This is a genomic window from Streptomyces ardesiacus, assembly GCF_003112575.1.
Classification (GTDB): domain Bacteria; phylum Actinomycetota; class Actinomycetes; order Streptomycetales; family Streptomycetaceae; genus Streptomyces; species Streptomyces ardesiacus.
In genome coordinates this window covers 125,501-142,305 of the sequence record NZ_BEWC01000003.1, presented here as the reverse complement: position 1 = coordinate 142,305, position 16,805 = coordinate 125,501, and the positions used below count along the sequence as shown (strand labels likewise).

14 protein-coding genes are annotated in these 16,805 nt (G+C 71.9%); 10 read left to right on the top strand and 4 right to left on the bottom strand.

Going from position 1 to position 16,805, the window contains the following annotated elements; genetic code table 11:
• Positions 1-30: 30 nt before the first annotated feature.
• The 4 genes from Sdi02f_RS13525 (at position 31) to Sdi02f_RS13510 (ending at position 6,834) form a co-directional block, all read left to right on the top strand.
• A complete protein-coding gene (locus Sdi02f_RS13525; RefSeq protein ID WP_030399200.1) occupies positions 31-1,845 on the top strand; it encodes an ABC-F family ATP-binding cassette domain-containing protein in 1,815 nt (604 codons plus the stop codon).
• A 262-nt stretch (positions 1,846-2,107) separates the two neighbouring features.
• Positions 2,108-3,943, top strand: a complete 1,836-nt coding sequence (locus Sdi02f_RS13520; protein ID WP_108933316.1) for an outer membrane protein assembly factor BamB family protein — start codon at positions 2,108-2,110, stop codon at positions 3,941-3,943.
• A gap of 82 nt (positions 3,944-4,025) precedes the next feature.
• A complete protein-coding gene (locus tag Sdi02f_RS13515; protein WP_174843346.1) occupies positions 4,026-5,918 on the top strand; it encodes an outer membrane protein assembly factor BamB family protein in 1,893 nt (630 codons plus the stop codon).
• Positions 5,919-6,159: 241 nt separating this feature from the next.
• Positions 6,160-6,834, top strand: coding sequence for a response regulator transcription factor (locus Sdi02f_RS13510; RefSeq protein WP_030399197.1), 675 nt, complete (start codon positions 6,160-6,162; stop codon positions 6,832-6,834).
• A gap of 404 nt (positions 6,835-7,238) precedes the next feature.
• Here Sdi02f_RS13510 and Sdi02f_RS13500 read toward each other — a convergent pair whose 3' ends face one another.
• Entirely contained in the window at positions 7,239-7,547 is a 309-nt protein-coding gene (locus Sdi02f_RS13500; protein ID WP_030404913.1) for a hypothetical protein, read from the bottom strand.
• Between the two features lie 21 nt (positions 7,548-7,568).
• Positions 7,569-9,257: a sodium:solute symporter family protein gene (locus tag Sdi02f_RS13495; RefSeq protein WP_030404914.1), complete on the bottom strand. Its 1,689-nt coding sequence runs from the start codon at positions 9,255-9,257 to the stop codon at positions 7,569-7,571.
• 193 nt (positions 9,258-9,450) lie between these two features.
• Between Sdi02f_RS13495 and galT the strand changes: the two genes are divergently transcribed.
• From galT to Sdi02f_RS13475, 4 genes are all read left to right on the top strand, one after another.
• Complete coding sequence (galT, locus tag Sdi02f_RS13490; protein WP_030404915.1) at positions 9,451-10,509, top strand: galactose-1-phosphate uridylyltransferase; 1,059 nt, start codon at positions 9,451-9,453, stop codon at positions 10,507-10,509.
• Entirely contained in the window at positions 10,509-11,471 is a 963-nt protein-coding gene (gene galE, locus Sdi02f_RS13485) for a UDP-glucose 4-epimerase GalE (protein WP_030404916.1), read from the top strand. Before galT ends, galE begins: the two co-directional genes overlap by 1 nt.
• Before the next feature lie 38 nt (positions 11,472-11,509).
• The gene (gene galK, locus Sdi02f_RS13480) at positions 11,510-12,673 is read left to right on the top strand and encodes a galactokinase (RefSeq protein ID WP_030404917.1); all 1,164 of its coding nucleotides are present in this window, start codon (positions 11,510-11,512) and stop codon (positions 12,671-12,673) included.
• A gap of 190 nt (positions 12,674-12,863) precedes the next feature.
• Entirely contained in the window at positions 12,864-13,778 is a 915-nt protein-coding gene (locus tag Sdi02f_RS13475; protein ID WP_030404918.1) for an alpha/beta fold hydrolase, read from the top strand.
• Positions 13,779-13,858: 80 nt separating this feature from the next.
• On the opposite strand, the gene Sdi02f_RS13470 is transcribed toward Sdi02f_RS13475, so the two are convergent.
• Complete coding sequence (locus tag Sdi02f_RS13470; protein ID WP_030404919.1) at positions 13,859-14,314, bottom strand: GNAT family N-acetyltransferase; 456 nt, start codon at positions 14,312-14,314, stop codon at positions 13,859-13,861.
• A gap of 279 nt (positions 14,315-14,593) precedes the next feature.
• On the opposite strand from Sdi02f_RS13470, the gene Sdi02f_RS13465 reads away from it, so the two are divergent.
• The gene (locus tag Sdi02f_RS13465) at positions 14,594-15,361 is read left to right on the top strand and encodes a response regulator transcription factor (RefSeq protein WP_030404920.1); all 768 of its coding nucleotides are present in this window, start codon (positions 14,594-14,596) and stop codon (positions 15,359-15,361) included.
• Here the strand turns inward: Sdi02f_RS13465 and tamR are convergent.
• Entirely contained in the window at positions 15,320-15,817 is a 498-nt protein-coding gene (gene tamR / locus Sdi02f_RS13460; protein WP_007450665.1) for a MarR family transcriptional regulator TamR, read from the bottom strand. The two genes, Sdi02f_RS13465 and tamR, sit on opposite strands and share 42 nt — an antisense overlap.
• A gap of 118 nt (positions 15,818-15,935) precedes the next feature.
• Between tamR and Sdi02f_RS13455 the strand changes: the two genes are divergently transcribed.
• Positions 15,936-16,757: a trans-aconitate 2-methyltransferase gene (locus Sdi02f_RS13455; RefSeq protein ID WP_030404921.1), complete on the top strand. Its 822-nt coding sequence runs from the start codon at positions 15,936-15,938 to the stop codon at positions 16,755-16,757.
• The last annotated feature ends 48 nt before the right edge of the window (positions 16,758-16,805 follow it).

Sequence of the window (16,805 nt, the reverse complement as noted above, 5' to 3'; positions counted from 1 at the left end):
GGGTCGAGCGATCCCCCAGGCAGGAGAGAAATGGCCGTCAATCTGGTCAATGTCGAGAACGTCAGCAAGGTGTACGGCACCCGTGCCCTCCTCGACGGCGTGTCCCTCGGCGTCTCCGAGGGGGACCGCATCGGTGTCGTCGGGCGCAACGGCGACGGCAAGACGACCATGATCCGGATGCTGGCCAGGCTGGAGGAGCCCGACACCGGGCGGGTCACCCACTCCGGCGGGCTGCGGCTCGGCGTGCTCACGCAGCACGACTCCCTCGACCCCGCCGCCACCGTCCGGCACGAGGTCATCGGTGACCTGGCCGACCACGAGTGGGCGGGCAGCGCCAAGATCCGGGACGTGCTGACCGGGCTGTTCGGCGGGCTTGACATGCCGGGGTTCCCGCAGGGGCTCGACACCGTCATCGGGCCGCTCTCCGGCGGTGAGCGCCGCCGGATCGCCCTGGCCAAGCTGCTCATCGAGGAACAGGACCTGATCGTCCTCGACGAGCCCACCAACCACCTCGACGTCGAGGGCATCGCCTGGCTGGCCCAGCACCTGCGCGAGCGCCGGTCCGCGCTCGTGTGCGTCACCCACGACCGGTGGTTCCTCGACCAGGTCTGCACCCGCATGTGGGACGTCCAGCGCGGCGACGTCTACGAGTACGAGGGCGGCTACTCCGACTACGTCTTCGCCCGCGCCGAGCGCGAGCGCATCGCCGCCACCGAGGAGACCAAGCGGCAGAACCTGGTCCGCAAGGAGCTGGCCTGGCTGCGCCGCGGCGCCCCCGCCCGCACCTCCAAGCCCCGCTTCCGCGTCGAGGCCGCCAACGAGCTGATCGCCGACGTGCCGCCGCCCCGCGACAGCAGCGAGCTGATGAAGTTCGCCTCGTCCCGGCTCGGCAAGACCGTCTTCGACCTGGAGGACGTCACCGTCCAGGCCGGTCCCAAGGTGCTGCTCAAGCACGTCACCTGGCAGCTCGGCCCCGGCGACCGCATCGGCCTGGTCGGCGTCAACGGCGCCGGCAAGACCTCCCTGCTGCGCGCCATGGCCCGGGCCGCCCTCAGCGAGGGCGAGGAGCAGCCGGCGGGCGGGCAGGTGCGGGTCGGCAGGACCGTCAAGCTGGCCTACCTCTCCCAGGAGGTCGCCGAGCTGGACCCCGACTGGCGGGTCCTGGAGGCCGTGCAGCGCGTCCGTGAGCGCGTCGACCTCGGCAAGGGCCGCGAGATGACCGCCGGGCAGCTCTGCGAGACCTTCGGCTTCGGCAAGGAGAAGCAGTGGACGCCGGTCGGCGACCTCTCCGGCGGTGAGCGGCGGCGGCTGCAGCTGCTGCGGCTGCTGATGGACGAGCCCAACGTCCTCTTCCTCGACGAGCCCACCAACGACCTCGACATCGAGACCCTCACCCAGCTCGAGGACCTCCTCGACGGCTGGCCCGGCTCGATGATCGTCATCTCCCACGACCGGTTCTTCGTCGAGCGGACCACCGACCGGGTCTTCGCCCTGCTCGGCGACGGCGCCCTGCGGATGCTGCCGCGCGGCATCGACGAGTACCTGGAGCGGCGGCAGCGGATGGAGGAGGCCGCCGCGTCGAGCGCCCCGGCCGTGGCGGCCGGGCCCGCCGCCGCCGTGCCCGAGAAGAGCGCCGCCGACGTGCGCGCCGCCAAGAAGGAACTGCAGAAGATCGAGCGGCAGTTGGACAAGATCTCCCAGAAGGAGACCACGCTGCACGCCCGGATCGCCGAACACGCCACGGACTTCGCGAAGGTGGCCGAACTGGACGCCGAGCTGCGCGAACTGGTGGGGCAGCGCGACGAGCTGGAGCTGCGCTGGCTGGAACTGGCCGAGGACGCCTGAGCTCTCGCGTGCGGCGGGCGCAGGTGATGTAAAGGGCGGGTGAAGGCTCGTAACAGAGGCATCACGGGCCGGTCCTCCCTTGGGAACAGCGGTGGACGCGGCCCGGTGGGGGCTTCGCCGCGGGTGATAGAAAGGCCGTCCGAGGACTGCCCGAGCACGGTGCGAGGCAGTTCCGACGATCGCCTTCGACGACTCCGGGGCCAGCGTGTGACCCGGGGCGTGGCTAAAAATCAGTGAGTGAGTACTAAGGGGGAACGCGCTGATGAGCCAGCCGCCGAATCAGCCGCCGCAGCCGGGTGGCTTCGGAGCACCGCAGGACCCGCCTCCGGGAGGCTTCGGGGCACCGACCCCGCCGCCCCCGCAGGGCCCGCCGCCGCAGCAGCCGGGCTACGGCTACCCGCAGCAGCCCGGCCAGCCCGGCCAGCCCGGCCAGCCCGGCCAGCCCGGCCAGCCCGGCCAGCCCGGTCAGCCCGGTCAGCCGGGGCCGTACGCGCAGCCCGGACCGTACAACTCCGGCCCGTACGCCCAGCCGCAGCAGCCGGGGCAGCAGCCGGGGCCGTACGGCCAGCAGCCCGGCTACGGCTACCCGCAGCAGCCGTACCCCGGCATGCCCGGCGCCCCCGGTACCCCGCCCCCCGGCGGCCCGGGGTCGCGCAACCCCTTCAAGGGCAAGCCCGCCCTCGCCGTCACCGCGGCGGTCGCGGCCCTGCTCGTCATCGGCGGCAGCGTGTGGGCGGTCACCGCGAGCGGCGGTGACGACGACAAGGACAAGAAGCCCGTCGTCGCCAAGAGCGACGACCCCAAGCCCTCCGGCTCCAAGGGCGGCGCCCCCGTCGACTCCGGTGACGGCAGCGGCGACGGAGCCGAGGAGGCCCAGGACCTCAACAAGGACCGCCAGGACGGCGAGTCCAAGGTGCTCTGGTACAAGGAGGCGCCCGACGCCCCCGGTTCCGGCGCCGACGCCGACGGCATGTGGATCACCGACAAGGCCGCCGTGAAGGCCGCGTACAAGCAGGTCTTCGCCTACAACGTCGACGACGGCAAGCCCACGTGGGCGCCGGTCGACTTCCCGCAGAAGATCTGCGCGGTCACCCCGGAGAAGACGGCCGCCGACAAGATCGTCGTCGCCTACATGAGCGGCTCCAGCGACCGTGCCAAGTGCAACCAGCTCCAGGAGATCGACCTCGCCACCGGCGCGAAGGGCTGGACGGAGAAGGTCGCCGAGGGCGACCTCTTCGACTCCACGCTCTCCCTCGAACTCTCGCTCAGCGGCGACGTCATGATGGTCGGCCGCTCCCAGTCCGGCACCGCCTACGACGTCCGCAGCGGCAAGAAGCTCTACGACAAGAAGAAGTACGGCGACGCCTGCTTCCCCGCCGGATTCGCGAGCGGCGCGAGCAAGCTCGTCCAGGTCGCCTCCTGCGGCGCCGGCGGCAACAACGCGCACGACGAGCTTCAGGGGCTCGACCCCAAGACCGGCAAGGTCCTGTGGACCTACAAGTACGAGAAGGGCTGGCGGGTGGCCCGTGCCTACTCCGTCGACCCGCTCGTCATCTACGCCACCAACGAGGACAAGAAGGTCTGGAACATCTCCACCTTCACCTCCGGCGGCAGGGTCCTCGAACAGGTCGGCGTCGACGAGGACTTCGCCCCCGAGTGCGGCTGGGCCATCATGGAACGCGACCTCCAGGGCTGCACCGGCGTGACCGTCGCCGGGGGCACCCTCTACCTGCCGACCAAGGCGACCAGCGGCGCCAACGAGATCGTCGCGATCAACCTCACCACCGGCAAGGAGAAGTGGCGCACCAAGTCCCCCGCGGACGAGCCGATGACGCCGATCAAGGCCGAGGGCGACCAGCTCATCGCCTACGTCCAGCCGTCCTACGACGCGGGCGGCCAGGTCGTGTCCATCCCGACCGGCGGCGGCAGCCACCAGCCGGCCAAGCTGCTCCAGAACCCCGAGAGTGTCGCGGAGATCGAGAACGGCTTCTACTCCAAGGACATCGACTGGGTCGACGGGCGGTTCTACATCTCCACCACCCGCCTGAACGGAAACGACGAGTCGAAGGAGAAGTTGATGCTCGCCTACGGCAAGTGACCTCTTCTCCGGCCGCTTTCCCGGCCGCGCTCCCGCGGCCCGTTCCGCTCCCGTCGTTCCCGCTTCCCGAGGTGCTCACGTCATGACCCAGCCGCCGCCCCCGCCGCCCCACCAGCCCCCGCAGGGCGGCGGCTTCGGCCCGCCGCAGGACCAGCCGCCGCAGAACCAGCCGCAGCCGCCCGCGTCGCCCTCCGGACCCGGCTTCGGCAAGGCGCCCGAGCCGGGCTACGGCTACCCGCAGACGCCGGGTACGCCCCCGCCGGCCCCGCCGCAGGCCCCCGCCGCTCCGCCGGCGCCGCCCTCGGGGCCGCCGCCGCAGCAGCCGGGGTACGGGTATCCGCAGACCCCGCCGCAGCCCCAGCCGGGGTACGGCTACCCCGGTCAGCCGCCCGCTGCGTACGGGCAGCCGACGCCGGCCTACGGGCAGCCGGGGCAGCCCGGGTACGGCTACCAGCCCGGTCACCAGCCGCCGACCATGCCCATGCAGCCGCAGGGCGCGGGCGGCGGCGGACGGAAGCTCAACGCGCAGGTCGCGATCATCGTGGCGGCCGTCGTCGCGATCGCGCTGATCATCGGCGGCGGCGTCTGGTACGCGGGTTCCTCCGGCAAGGACGACGGCAAGAAGGACACCGCCGGCTCCAGCGGCGGCAAGGGCGGCGACGGCGGCACCGACCAGAAGGGCGGCGACGGCGGCAAGACCTCCGGCGCCCAGGAGAAGGCGCCCGCCGACCCCGCCGCGAAGGTGCTCTTCCAGGTGCCCATGCCCGCGCTGCCCAAGGACGACGACAGCGTCGTCGTCTCCGGCTCGTGGCTCACCGACACGGTCTACGCCAAGAGCGGCATCGCCGAAGTCGTCGGCTACGACCGGGACAAGGGCAGCAAGAAGTGGTCGATCAAGCTGGAGGGCCCGGTCTGCGCGGTCACCCCGCGCGTCACCGACGACAACAAGACGGTGATCATCCACCAGCCCGCCATGCCGACCAAGGCGGAGCCCTCGCACGGCTGCACCCAGGTCGCGGTCCTCGACCTGGACGCCGGGAAGAAGGTGTGGACCAAGACCGCGGGCGAGGGACCGATCTCCTTCAACAACGTCACGATCAGCGGTGACACCGTCGCCGTGGGCAGCACCGACGGCGGCGTCGCCTTCGACATCGCCAAGGGCGACATCCTCTGGTCCCCGAAGCCGGGCGACTCCTGCTACGACGCGGGCTACGGCGGCGGCGAGAAGCTGGTCGCGGTGCGCAAGTGCGGCTCGTACGACGCGCGGGAGCTGCACATCCAGACCATCGACCCGAAGAGCGGGAAGGTGCTCTCCGAGTACAAGATGGCCAAGGGCATCGAGTACGCGGGCATCGTGTCGACGAACCCGCTGGTCGTGGCCGCCGACGTCGGCGACTCCGCCGGTGACGGCAGCGGCATCTCGGACTTCTTCTCCATCGACAACAAGACCGGCAAGCTGCTGACCCGCATCTCGGCGCCGGGCGACCAGTACGGCGCCCGCTGCGACAGCATCACCAAGCCCGAGGACTGCAAGGGGCTCGCGGCCGGCAACGGCAAGCTCTACATCGCCACCGAGGAGCACGAGGGCAGCGGCAAGTCCTACAGCCGGGCCAACGAGGTCGTCGCCTTCGACCTCGCCACCGGCAAGCAGACCGGCCAGCGTGCGGACTCCGGCGACGACTACACGATCACCCCGCTGCGCATGGACGGCGGCAACGTGCTCGCCTACAAGCGCCCGCCGTACGACAAGGGCGGTCAGATCGTCAGCATCGACGGCTCCACGTTCAAGCAGACGACGCTGATGGAGAACCCGGCGACGGAGGCGGTGCGGGACGTCGAGTCCAGCATGTCGCCGGACTACTCGGAGCTGATCTACGAGCAGGGGCACCTGTACATGTCGCAGGTGTACGCCAGCGAGCCGAGCAGCGCGCGTGACAAGGAGTACCTGGCGATCGGGTTCGGCACCAGCGGCTGACGCCGGCGCCGGTTCCCGGGTGAGTGTTCCGGCCCCGTCCCCGTTCTGGGGGCGGGGCCGGCTGCGTTGAGGGCCGGCCGGCTGCGTTGGGGTGGGGGAGGGGCGGAGGGGCGGTGGGGGATTTCGGCGCTTCGGGGCGGTTCTCGCCGGTAGGGGCAGCGCGCGGGCGGTCCAGCGTGTAGCTTCCGGGGACATGCCGGGGGGACGCCGGGGTGGGACAGGGTGACTGGGGGGTTGCTCCATGGGAGTACGGCTCATGGTGGTCGACGATCACCGATTGCACGCCGAGGCGCTCGCCTCGGCGCTGAAGCTGCGGGGGCACCGGGTGCTGGCCGCGGCGGCGCCGGCCGCGGGGGCGGCGGAGCTGGTGATCAGCAGGGCGCCGGAGGTGTGCCTGCTGGGGACGGCGGCGCCGGCCGAGCCGGGGATCTTCGACCCGGTGGTGCGGGTCAAGCGGGAGCGTCCGCAGGTGGCGGTGCTGGTGCTGGGCCCGGTGCCCAGCCCGCGCGGCATCGCGGCGGCGTTCGCGGCGGGGGCGTCGGGGTACGTGCGGCACGACGAGCGCATAGAGGGGGTCGAGCGGGCGATCATGAAGGCGCGGGCCGGGGAGGCGGCGGTGGCGCCGGCGTTGCTGCAGGGGGCCTTCGGTGAGCTGCTGAACCCGGCGGCCCAGCCCGACGACGAGGGTCAGCGGCTGCTGCAGATGCTGACCCCGCGGGAGGTGGAGGTGCTGGTGCGGGTCGCGGACGGCGAGGACACGCGGCTGATCGCGGCCGGGATGGGCATCGCGCCGTCCACGGCCCGTACGCACGTCCAGCGGGTCCTGATGAAGCTGGGCGTCGGCTCCCGCCTGGAGGCGGCGGCGCTGGCCGCCCGGACGGGGTTGCTGGACCGGGCGGGGGCCTCCGGCGGTTGAGCGTTTGCCTGCGGCGCCTGTGCGGGGTGGGTGGGGGTGCGCGTTCTCGCGGTGGGGTGCGTTGGGGGTCGGGGCCGCGCCGGGGGGTGTCCGTCCTCGGAACGGCGCGGAATCGGTCGGCCACAGATCTTTGCGGCGTTGACGCGCCAACCGCTGCGGGCGGACACCCCCCGACACGTCCCCTTCTCGCCGTACGCGGCTGCCCCGCCGCGTCGCCCCCGCAGCTGCGGGCAGTCGCCACGCCCCTCAGCTAGTCGTGCCTCCCCCAGTGCCTGAACGGCCTGGGAGGTACCCCCAGGCGGCACGGGTGGGCGCAGCGGCACCCCGCTGGCGCCGGGCCGCGCTCCCCCCGCCCGCACACACCCGCGGCACCGGTCAACGCCGGGTCACGCCCCCCGCCGCCGTCACTCCTCGCCGGGCTCCTCCAGCGGCGGCGCCGGCGGTGCCGTGGGCCGCAGCTTCAGCCAGGCCAGGAAGAAGAGACCCAGGACCAGCATCCCCACCCCGGTCCACAGATTGATGTTCACCCCCTGCGCCTTGTCGATCTCGGCGTCCGACGCCGCGAAGCCCGCGATCGTCACGATGACGCCGTAGATCACGAACAGCCCGCCGATGATCCGCCGGATGTCGAACAGCCGCGCGGCGGTGACGGACTTGGTCTCCAGCTCGGAGACCTCGTCCTGGAGGTTCTTGTCGGAGTAGGAATCAGACATGCTCTCTCAATCCTCCCGCGATCAGAACGAGAACGGGATGTAGCAGGCGGCGGCCAGGACGACCGCCCCCCAGCCCAGCAGCGCCGGCCGGCGGTACCACGCGTCGTCGCCCTTGGCCGGCGGCTCCGCCATGCCGGGGGACGTGGTGCCGTAGACCAGGCCCTGGAGCTCGGCGACCGGCTTCGGCCGGGTGAACAGGGACACCGCGACCATGACCACCGCACCGGCGACGAAGCCCGCGATCGCGGAGACGAAGTTGGCGCCCTGGTCGGAGGGGATGTCGACGATGCCCTGCTTGTAGATGACGAAGTAGTTCACCATCGCGGCGGTGGTTCCCGCGACCAGGCCCCAGAAGCCGGACTTCATGGACGCCCGCTTCCAGAACATGCCGATGATGAAGACCACGAACATCGGCACGTTGAAGAAGGAGAAGAGCGTCTGGAGGTAGCTCATGATGTTGGAGAAGGACGAGGCCAGGAACGCCGTGCCGATGGAGGCCAGGACGCCGATCACCGTGATCAGGCGGCCGAAGCGGACGTAGTAGCCGTCCTCGCGGTCCTTCGCCACGTACTTCTGCCAGATGTCGGTGGTGAAGACCGTGTTGAAGGAGGAGATGTTGGCCGCCATGCCCGCCATGAAGGCGGCCAGGAGACCGGTCACCGCGATGCCCAGGACGCCGTTGGGCAGCAACTGCTGCATGAGGTACGGGATCGCGTCGTTGTACTGGAGGTCCGAGCCGGGGGTGCCGATCTTCGGGACGAGGACGGCGGCGACCAGGCCCGGGATCATCACGACGAAGACGATGAAGATCTTCGGGAAGGCCGCGATCAGCGGGGTGCGCTGGGCCGCCGAGAGGTTCTTCGCCGACAGGGCGCGCTGCACCTCGGCGAAGTTCGTCGTCCAGTAGCCGAAGGAGAGGACGAAGCCGAGGCCGAGCACGATGGTCAGCCAGTTGGCGCCCAGCGGGTTGTCGCTGCCGATGCCCGTGCCGCCCCAGGCCGTCATGAAGTCGGAGCCGTGGGAGTGGGAGAGGGAGTCCGACAGGCCGTCCCAGCCGCCGACCTTCTTCAGGCCCAGGACGGTGATCGGGATGAGGCCGGCCAGGATCACGAAGAACTGGAGGACCTCGTTGTAGATGGCCGAGGACAGGCCGCCCAGGGTGATGTACGCCAGCACGAAGAAGCCGGCCACCACGATGGCGACCCACTCCGGCCAGCCGAGGAGGGCCTCGACGACGATCGCGAGGGCGTAGAGGTTCACCCCGGCGATGAGGATGGCCGCGACGGCGAACAGGGCCGAACTGAGGAGGTGGGAGGCCCTGTCGAAGCGGAGCAGGAGGAACTCCGGGACCGAGCGGACCTTCGAGCCGTAGTAGAACGGCATCATCACCAGGCCGAGGAAGACCATCGCCGGGATGGCGCCGATCCAGTACCAGTGGGTCGTGTAGACGCCGTACTGGGCGCTGTTGGCGGCCATGCCGAGGATCTCGGTGGCGCCCAGGTTGGCGGCGACGAAGGCGAGACCGGTGACCCAGGCGGGCAGCGAACGGCCGGACAGGAAGAAGTCCAGGCTGGTCCTGACCGAGCGGCGGGCCGCGAAGCCGATGCCCAGCACGACCAGGAAGTAGATCCCGAGGATCGTGTAGTCGAGCCAGTTGGTGGGGAGTCGAAGCTCGGCGGCCAGATATGTGGGACTTGTGGGGGTTTGCATTGAGCACTCGCTTCGTTCGCGAACTGATCCGCAGCGGAACCTACGCCTCCGCGTTCAGAAATTGAACAGTTGTGGTGATGAACTTTGTTTGATTGTGATGAAGGGAGGGCGCGAAGGCGGGTGTGGTGGGTTGTGACGTGTTATGTTTGATTGTGTTTGGTGATGGGACGGGTGGGCGCAGAGGAGTGCGGCAGTGAAGAAGACCTCGACCCGGCTGGCCGACGGCCGTGAGCTGGTCTACTACGACCTGCGGGACGACACCGTCCGGGACGCCGTGGACCGCCGTCCGCTGGAGCGGACCGTCACCACCTCCGAGGTCCGCCGCGACCTGCTGCTCGGCGACTCGGTGGCCGTCGCCTCGCACCGCCAGGGCCGCACCTACCACCCGCCGGCCGACCAGTGCCCGCTGTGCCCGTCGGACGGGGAGCGGCTGAGCGAGATCCCGGACTCGTCGTACGACGTGGTGGTCTTCGAGAACCGTTTCCCCTCGCTGGCCGGCGACTCCGGCCGCTGCGAGGTCGTGTGCTTCACCTCCGACCACGACGCCTCCTTCGCCGATCTGACCGAGGAGCAGGCCCGGCTCGTGCTCGACGCCTGGACCGACCGCACCTCCGAGCTGTCCCATCTCCCCTCCGTCGAGCAGGTGTTCTGCTTCGAGAACCGGGGCGCCGAGATCGGTGTGACGCTGGGTCACCCGCACGGGCAGATCTACGCCTACCCGTTCACCACCCCCCGCACCGCCCTGATGCTCCGTTCCCTCGCCGCCCACAAGGACGCGACCGGCGGGGAGAATCTGTTCGACGCCGTCCTGGCCGAGGAGCTCTCCGGTGAGCGGGTCGTCCTGGAGAGCGAGCACTGGGCCGCCTTCGTGCCGTACGCCGCGCACTGGCCGTACGAGGTGCACCTCTACCCCAAGCGCCGGGTGCCCGACCTGCTCGGGCTCGACGAGGCGGCGCGCACAGAATTCCCCCAGGTCTATCTGGAACTGTTGAGGCGCTTCGACCGGATCTTCGGCGAGGGCGAGCCTCCGACGCCCTACATCGCGGCCTGGCACCAGGCCCCCTTCGGGCACCTGGAGGAGTTCGACGGTGTGACGCGGGACGACTTCGCGCTGCACCTGGAGCTTTTCACCATTCGCCGTACGTCCGGCAAGCTGAAGTTCCTCGCGGGTTCCGAGTCCGGTATGAACGTCTTCATCAACGACGTGCCGCCGGAGCGCGCGGCCGAGCGACTGCGAGAGGTAGCGAGTTGATGAGCGGGAAGTACCTGGTGACGGGCGGGGCCGGATATGTCGGCAGCGTCGTCGCCCAGCACCTGGTGGAGGCCGGGCACGAGGTCGTCGTGCTCGACAACCTGTCGACCGGCTTCCGCGAAGGCGTGCCGACGGGCGCCTCGTTCGTCGAGGGCGACATCCGCGACGCCGCCAAGTGGCTGGACGGATCGTTTGACGGCGTCCTGCACTTCGCCGCCTTCTCGCAGGTCGGCGAGTCGGTCGTGAAGCCCGAGAAGTACTGGGACAACAACGTCGGCGGGACCATGGCCCTGCTGGAGGCCATGCGCGGCGCGGGCGTGCGGCGGCTCGTCTTCTCCTCCACCGCCGCCACCTACGGCGAGCCGGAGCAGGTCCCCATCGTCGAGACCGCGCCGACGAAGCCCACCAATCCCTACGGCGCCTCCAAGCTCGCCGTCGACCACATGATCACCGGCGAGGCGGCGGCCCACGGGCTGGGCGCGGTCTCGCTGCGGTACTTCAACGTCGCGGGCGCCTACGGGGAGTACGGCGAGCGCCACGATCCCGAGTCGCATCTGATTCCGCTGGTCCTCCAGGTGGCGCAGGGCCGGCGGGAGGCCGTCTCCGTCTTCGGCGACGACTACCCGACGCCGGACGGCACCTGCGTGCGCGACTACATCCACGTAGCCGACCTGGCCGAGGCCCATCTGCTGGCCGTGGCCGCCGCCACCCCGGGCGAGCACCTCATCTGCAACCTGGGCAACGGCAACGGCTTCTCGGTCCGCGAGGTCGTCGACACGGTGCGGCGGGTGACGGGCCACCCGATCCCCGAGGTCGTGGCCCCGCGCCGGGGCGGCGACCCGGCGGTCCTGGTGGCGTCGGCGGACACCGCCCGCGAGAAACTGGGCTGGAGCCCGTCGCGCGCGGACCTCGCGGGGATCGTGTCGGACGCGTGGGAGTTCGCGCAGCGGCGCGCGGGCTAGTACTTACCGCAGTTACCGGAAGGGCGAGGGGTCAGGGCATGGGCGAGGCTGTCGCGGGGACCGTCGGCGAGCGGTTCCGGGAGCTGTACGGGGCGGAGCCGGAGGGGGTGTGGGCGGCGCCGGGCCGGGTGAACCTCATCGGCGAGCACACCGACTACAACGACGGCTTCGTCATGCCCTTCGCCCTGCCGCACCAGGCCGTCGCGGCCGTCTCCCGGCGCGACGACGGCATCCTGCGCCTGCACTCGGCCGACGTCGCCGCCGACCCCGTCGACCTGCGCGTCGCCGACCTGGCTCCCGGCTCGGACAAGTCCTGGACGGCGTACCCCTCGGGCGTCGTCTGGGCGCTGCGCGAGGCGGGCCACGAGCTGACCGGTGCCGACGTCCACCTGGCCTCGACGGTCCCGTCGGGCGCGGGGCTCTCGTCCTCGGCGGCCCTGGAGGTCGTGGTGGCACTGGCGTTGAACGACCTGTACTCCCTCGGCCTGCGCGGCTGGCAGCTGGCCCGGCTGTGCCAGCGCGCGGAGAACGTCTACGTCGGCGCCCCCGTCGGCATCATGGACCAGACGGCCTCCGCCTGCTGCGAGGAGGGCCACGCCCTCTTCCTGGACACCCGCGACCTCTCCCAGCGCCAGATCCCCTTCGACCTCGCCGCCGAGGGCATGCGCCTGCTGGTCGTCGACACCCGCGTCAAGCACTCCCACAGCGAGGGCGAGTACGGCAAGCGCCGCGCCGGCTGCGAGAAGGGCGCCGCGCTGCTGGGCGTCGACGCCCTGCGCGACGTGCCGTACGACGGCCTGGACGCGGCACTGGAGCGGCTGGGCGACGAGGAGGAGGTGCGCCGCCTGGTCCGGCACGTCGTCACCGAGGACGAGCGCGTCGAGCGGGTGGTCTCGCTGCTGGAGTCCGGCGACACCCGGGCCATCGGCCCCGTCCTCGTGGAGGGTCACGCCTCGCTGCGCGACGACTTCCGCATCTCCTGCCCCGAGCTTGACCTGGTCGTCGACACGTCCCTCGCCTCCGGCGCCCTGGGCGCCCGGATGACCGGCGGCGGCTTCGGCGGCTCGGCGATCGTCCTGGTGGAGGCCGCCGACGTGGACGCCGTCACCAAGGCGGTCGAGGAGGCCTTCGCCGCCGGGGGCCTCCAGGCGCCGCGGGTGTTCGAGGCGGTGCCTTCGGCGGGGGCCCGGCGGCTGCTCTGACCGGGGCCGGGGCCGTGGCCCGGGGGCTTGTCCCCCGGGGGAGCTACGGGCAGGTGTCCACCGCGGGGTGACGATCGGGGGCCGCCGGGTTCCTAGAGTCTTCCTCAGTCGCCGGGAACGACAACCGGCCGGCCGAGCAAGCCCCTTGAGCACCCGACACCCGCCCCGTCCCTGCCCGCTGGAGGCCCCCATGTTCCGCACCCTCGCCAAGGCGACCGCCGCGATCGCCGTCGTCTCCACCGTGGCCGGCGCGGGCCTGGTCCTGGGCGAGCAGTACGCCAGCGCCGACGCGAAGGCCAAGGACGCCGCCCCCGCGCACGCGGCCGGGGCCTCCTTCACCGGCGAGAAGAAGATCCGCGTCGGCGGCCACACGGTCAACGTCTCCTGCTCCGGCCGCAGCACGCACCGCCACGAGCCGCTGGTGATGCTGATGGCCGGCGGCGGCGAGGGCCTGGACAACATGGCCCCGCTCCAGAAGACGCTGAGCAGGACCCACCGGGTCTGCTCCTACGACCGCCTCGGCGAGGGCAGGAGCGACAAGCCCGCGCCGGGCACCCTGCAGACGGCGGACGACACCGGCGCCCTGCTCACCAAGGTCCTCGACCGCCTCGCCGGAGACCGTCCCGTCGTCCTGGCCGGGCACTCCCTCGGCGGCTACATCGCCGCCCGCTACGCCCCCGGGCACACCGACCGCGTCAAGGGCCTGGTCCTCCTCGACGCCACCATCCCCCACCTCACCCGCGACATGAACCGCACCGTCCCCGCCGACGCCACCGGCGTGGCCGCCCAGCTCCGCGACGGCGCCCTCGCCGTCAACCAGGGCCAGAACCCCGAGCAGTTCGTCATCGCCGACGGACCGGTCCGCTCTGCCGGACGCATCCCGGTGGAGATCCTCAAGCACGAGTCGCAGTACGCCGAGGTCCCCCAGTACGGCCCCGCCCTCGAAGAGATGTGGGCCGAGGGCCAGCGCGAGTGGCGCAAGCTCTCCCGCGACAGCCGGCTCACCACGGCCGGGGGCAGCGGCCACTACATCCACACCGACCGCCCCGACCTCACGGTCAAGGCCATCGACAAGGTCACCCGCCACGCCGCCCGCGCCCACTGAGCCGCCACCCCCTGACCGGCCCCGGGCCCCGGCTTCCCCCGCCGCGGCCCGGGGCCTTCCGGCAGCTCACTCCCGCGGCCTCACCCCCACCGCTTCACCAGCGTGTACTCCGTGATTCCGGGCGGGTAGTCGGGGATGACGCACCGTACGTCGTAGCCGCGTCCGGTGTAGAAGCCGGGGGCCTGGAAGTCCCAGGTCTCCACGCGGGCGGCGGTGCAGCCGCGTTCGGTGCGGGCGGTGTGCTCGGCCGCGTCGAGGAGGGCGGAGCCCAGACCCGAGCCGCGGTGGCGGCCGTCCACCCACAGGTACGTGACGTGGAGCCAGGTCGCCCAGGTGTGGCCGACCAGGCCGCCCGCCAGGTCTCCGGTCTCGTCCAGCACCCAGACGTGCAGCGGGAATTCGCGTTCGTGAGGGGTTCCGCGCAGGGAACGCAGGACGGAGGAGGCCGCCGTGTTCGTCTCCCGCAGGCGGGTGCGCAGCAGATCACGCCGTTCCTTGTCGACTTCTGTCACAAGACGAAACATGCGGCACACCATAAACGCGCGGGGGAGTCAGTTCTGCAAAGAGCCTTCCGCTCCCGGCGCCCGCCCGTACTCTGATGAGCAGCACCGGTGGGGGCCGGTGCCGTTCAGGGGGCGAGACCGCCGGGTACGACGCCCGGGCGGGGGGTAGCAGTTACCACACGGCACAGGTGCGTGCGGGGTCCGGACACGGGGCCCCGGGCGCCGTCCCGTACCCGTGCCGGTGGCGCCATCCGAGGACGGACAGACGATGGGTATCCCCTGCTCCGCGTGGAGCTCGGGGGAGGGGGTTTCGTGGTTCGTATCCGAGTCCTGGTCGTCGACGACCACCGCATCTTCGCCGAGTCGCTCGCCGCCGCCCTGGCCGCCGAGCCCGACGTCGAGGTCTCCGCGGCCGGCAGCGGCCCGGCCGCACTGCGCTGCCTGGAACGCGCCGCGTCCGAGGGGCGGCGGTTCGACGTCCTGCTCGTCGACGCCGACCTGGGCGGCCACGTGCCCGGCGCCCGGCCCGCCGTACCCGTGCGCGACGGCAACGAGGACGGGCTGGTGGACGGGATCTCCCTGGTCGCCGGGGTGCGCTCGGGACAGCCGGGCGTCCGGGTCGTCGTCCTCGCCGAGAAGGACGACCCGAGACGGGCCGCGCTGGCGCTCGGGGCCGGGGCCTGCGGCTGGGTGGCCAAGGACTGCTCCCTGTCCCGGCTGCTCAGCGTCGTCCGGGGCGTGCTGCGCGACGAGACGCACCTGCCGCCCGCCCTGCTCACCGGCGTCCTGCGCGAGCTGACCGCCGCCCGCAAGCACCGCACCGAGAGCGAGCTGCTGGTGGAGTCGCTGACCCCGCGCGAGCGCGAGGTGCTGCGCTGCATGGTCGCCGGCCTCGGCCGCAAGGCGGTCGCCGAGCGGCTGTACCTGTCCCCCCACACGGTGCGCACCCACATGCAGAACGTCCTGGGCAAGCTGGGGGTCCACTCCACCCTGGCCGCCGTGGCGCTGGCGCGCCGGGCCGGAGTGGGGCCCGCCGACCTAACCGGGGATGTTGTCGAACGGGGCGGTCAGCTGGCGTAGCAGGGCCGCCAGTTCGCTGCGCTGGGCGCGGGACAGCTCCCCGAGGATCGCGCGCTCCTGGGCCAGCAGGCCCGCCAGCGACTGGTCGGCGCGGTCACGGCCCTCGTCCGTGAGCCGGACCAGGACACCGCGCCGGTCGCTGGGGTCGGGCAGGCGCTCGACCAGGCCCTTCTTGGCCAGCCGGTCGATGCGGTTGGTCATCGTGCCCGACGTGACCAGGGTCTGGGTGAGGAGCTGTCCCGGAGAGAGCTGGTACGGGGTGCCGGCCCGGCGCAGGGCCGTCAGCACGTCGAACTCCCACGGCTCCAACTGGTGCTCGGAGAAGGCCAGCCGCCGTGCGCGGTCCAGGTGCCGGGCCAGCCTGCTGACGCGGCTCAGCACCTCGAGCGGTTCCACGTCGAGGTCCGGGCGCTCCCGGCGCCACGCTGCGACCAGCCGATCGACCTCGTCCTCCATGACGATCAGTGTAGTGGTTGTGTCGACGTGAAGTCTCTTGATGTCGACTCTCTTGACGTCGAGACAGTGTGGGCGTGACGCTGGGTACCCGTTCCGCACGGACACCCCTGGAGGCCCCATGCCCGCCACCGCCCCCACCTGGGACCCCGCGCAGTACCTGCGCCACGCCGGCCCGCGCGCCCGCCCCTTCACCGACCTCCTCGCCCGTATCCCCGACCTCCCCGCCGACCCGCCCCGCATCGCCGACCTGGGCTGCGGACCCGGCAACGCCACCGTCCTCCTCGCCGACCGCTGGCCCACCGCCCGCATCACCGGCTACGACAACTCCCCCCGGATGCTCGAACGGGCCCGGCAGTACGCCGGTCCCACCCCCGGCGGAGGCCACCTCGACTTCGCCGCCGCCGACGCCCGCACCTGGGCCCCCGAGGAGCCGTACGACCTCCTCGTCAGCAACGCCACCCTCCAGTGGGTCCCCGGGCACGCCGACCGCTTCCCCGACTGGATCGACCGCCTCGCCCCCGGCGGCACCCTCGCCGTCCAGGTGCCCGGCAACTTCGACGCCCCCAGCCACCGCCTGATGCGCGAACTCGCCGAGTCCCGGCGCTGGCGGGACCGCCTGGCCGGCGTCCTGCGCCACGACGACGCCGTCCTCACCCCCGAGGCCTACCTCGCCCGCCTCACCGCCACCGGCTGCACCGCCGACGTGTGGGAGACGACGTACGTCCACCTGCTGCCCGGCGACGACGCCGTCCTCGACTGGGTGAAGGGGACGGGGCTGCGGCCCGTACTGGACGCCCTCGCCGACGACCCGGCCGCCCGCGACGCCTTCGTCGACGAGTACCGGGCCGTCCTGCGCGCCGCCTACCCCGCCCAGGCGCACGGCACCCCGTTCCCCTTCCGCCGCGTCTTCGCCGTCGCGCGGAAGGGAGACGGCCGCTGAGCACCGGCCCCGGCCGAGACGGCCGCTGAGCACCGGCCCCGGCCAGGT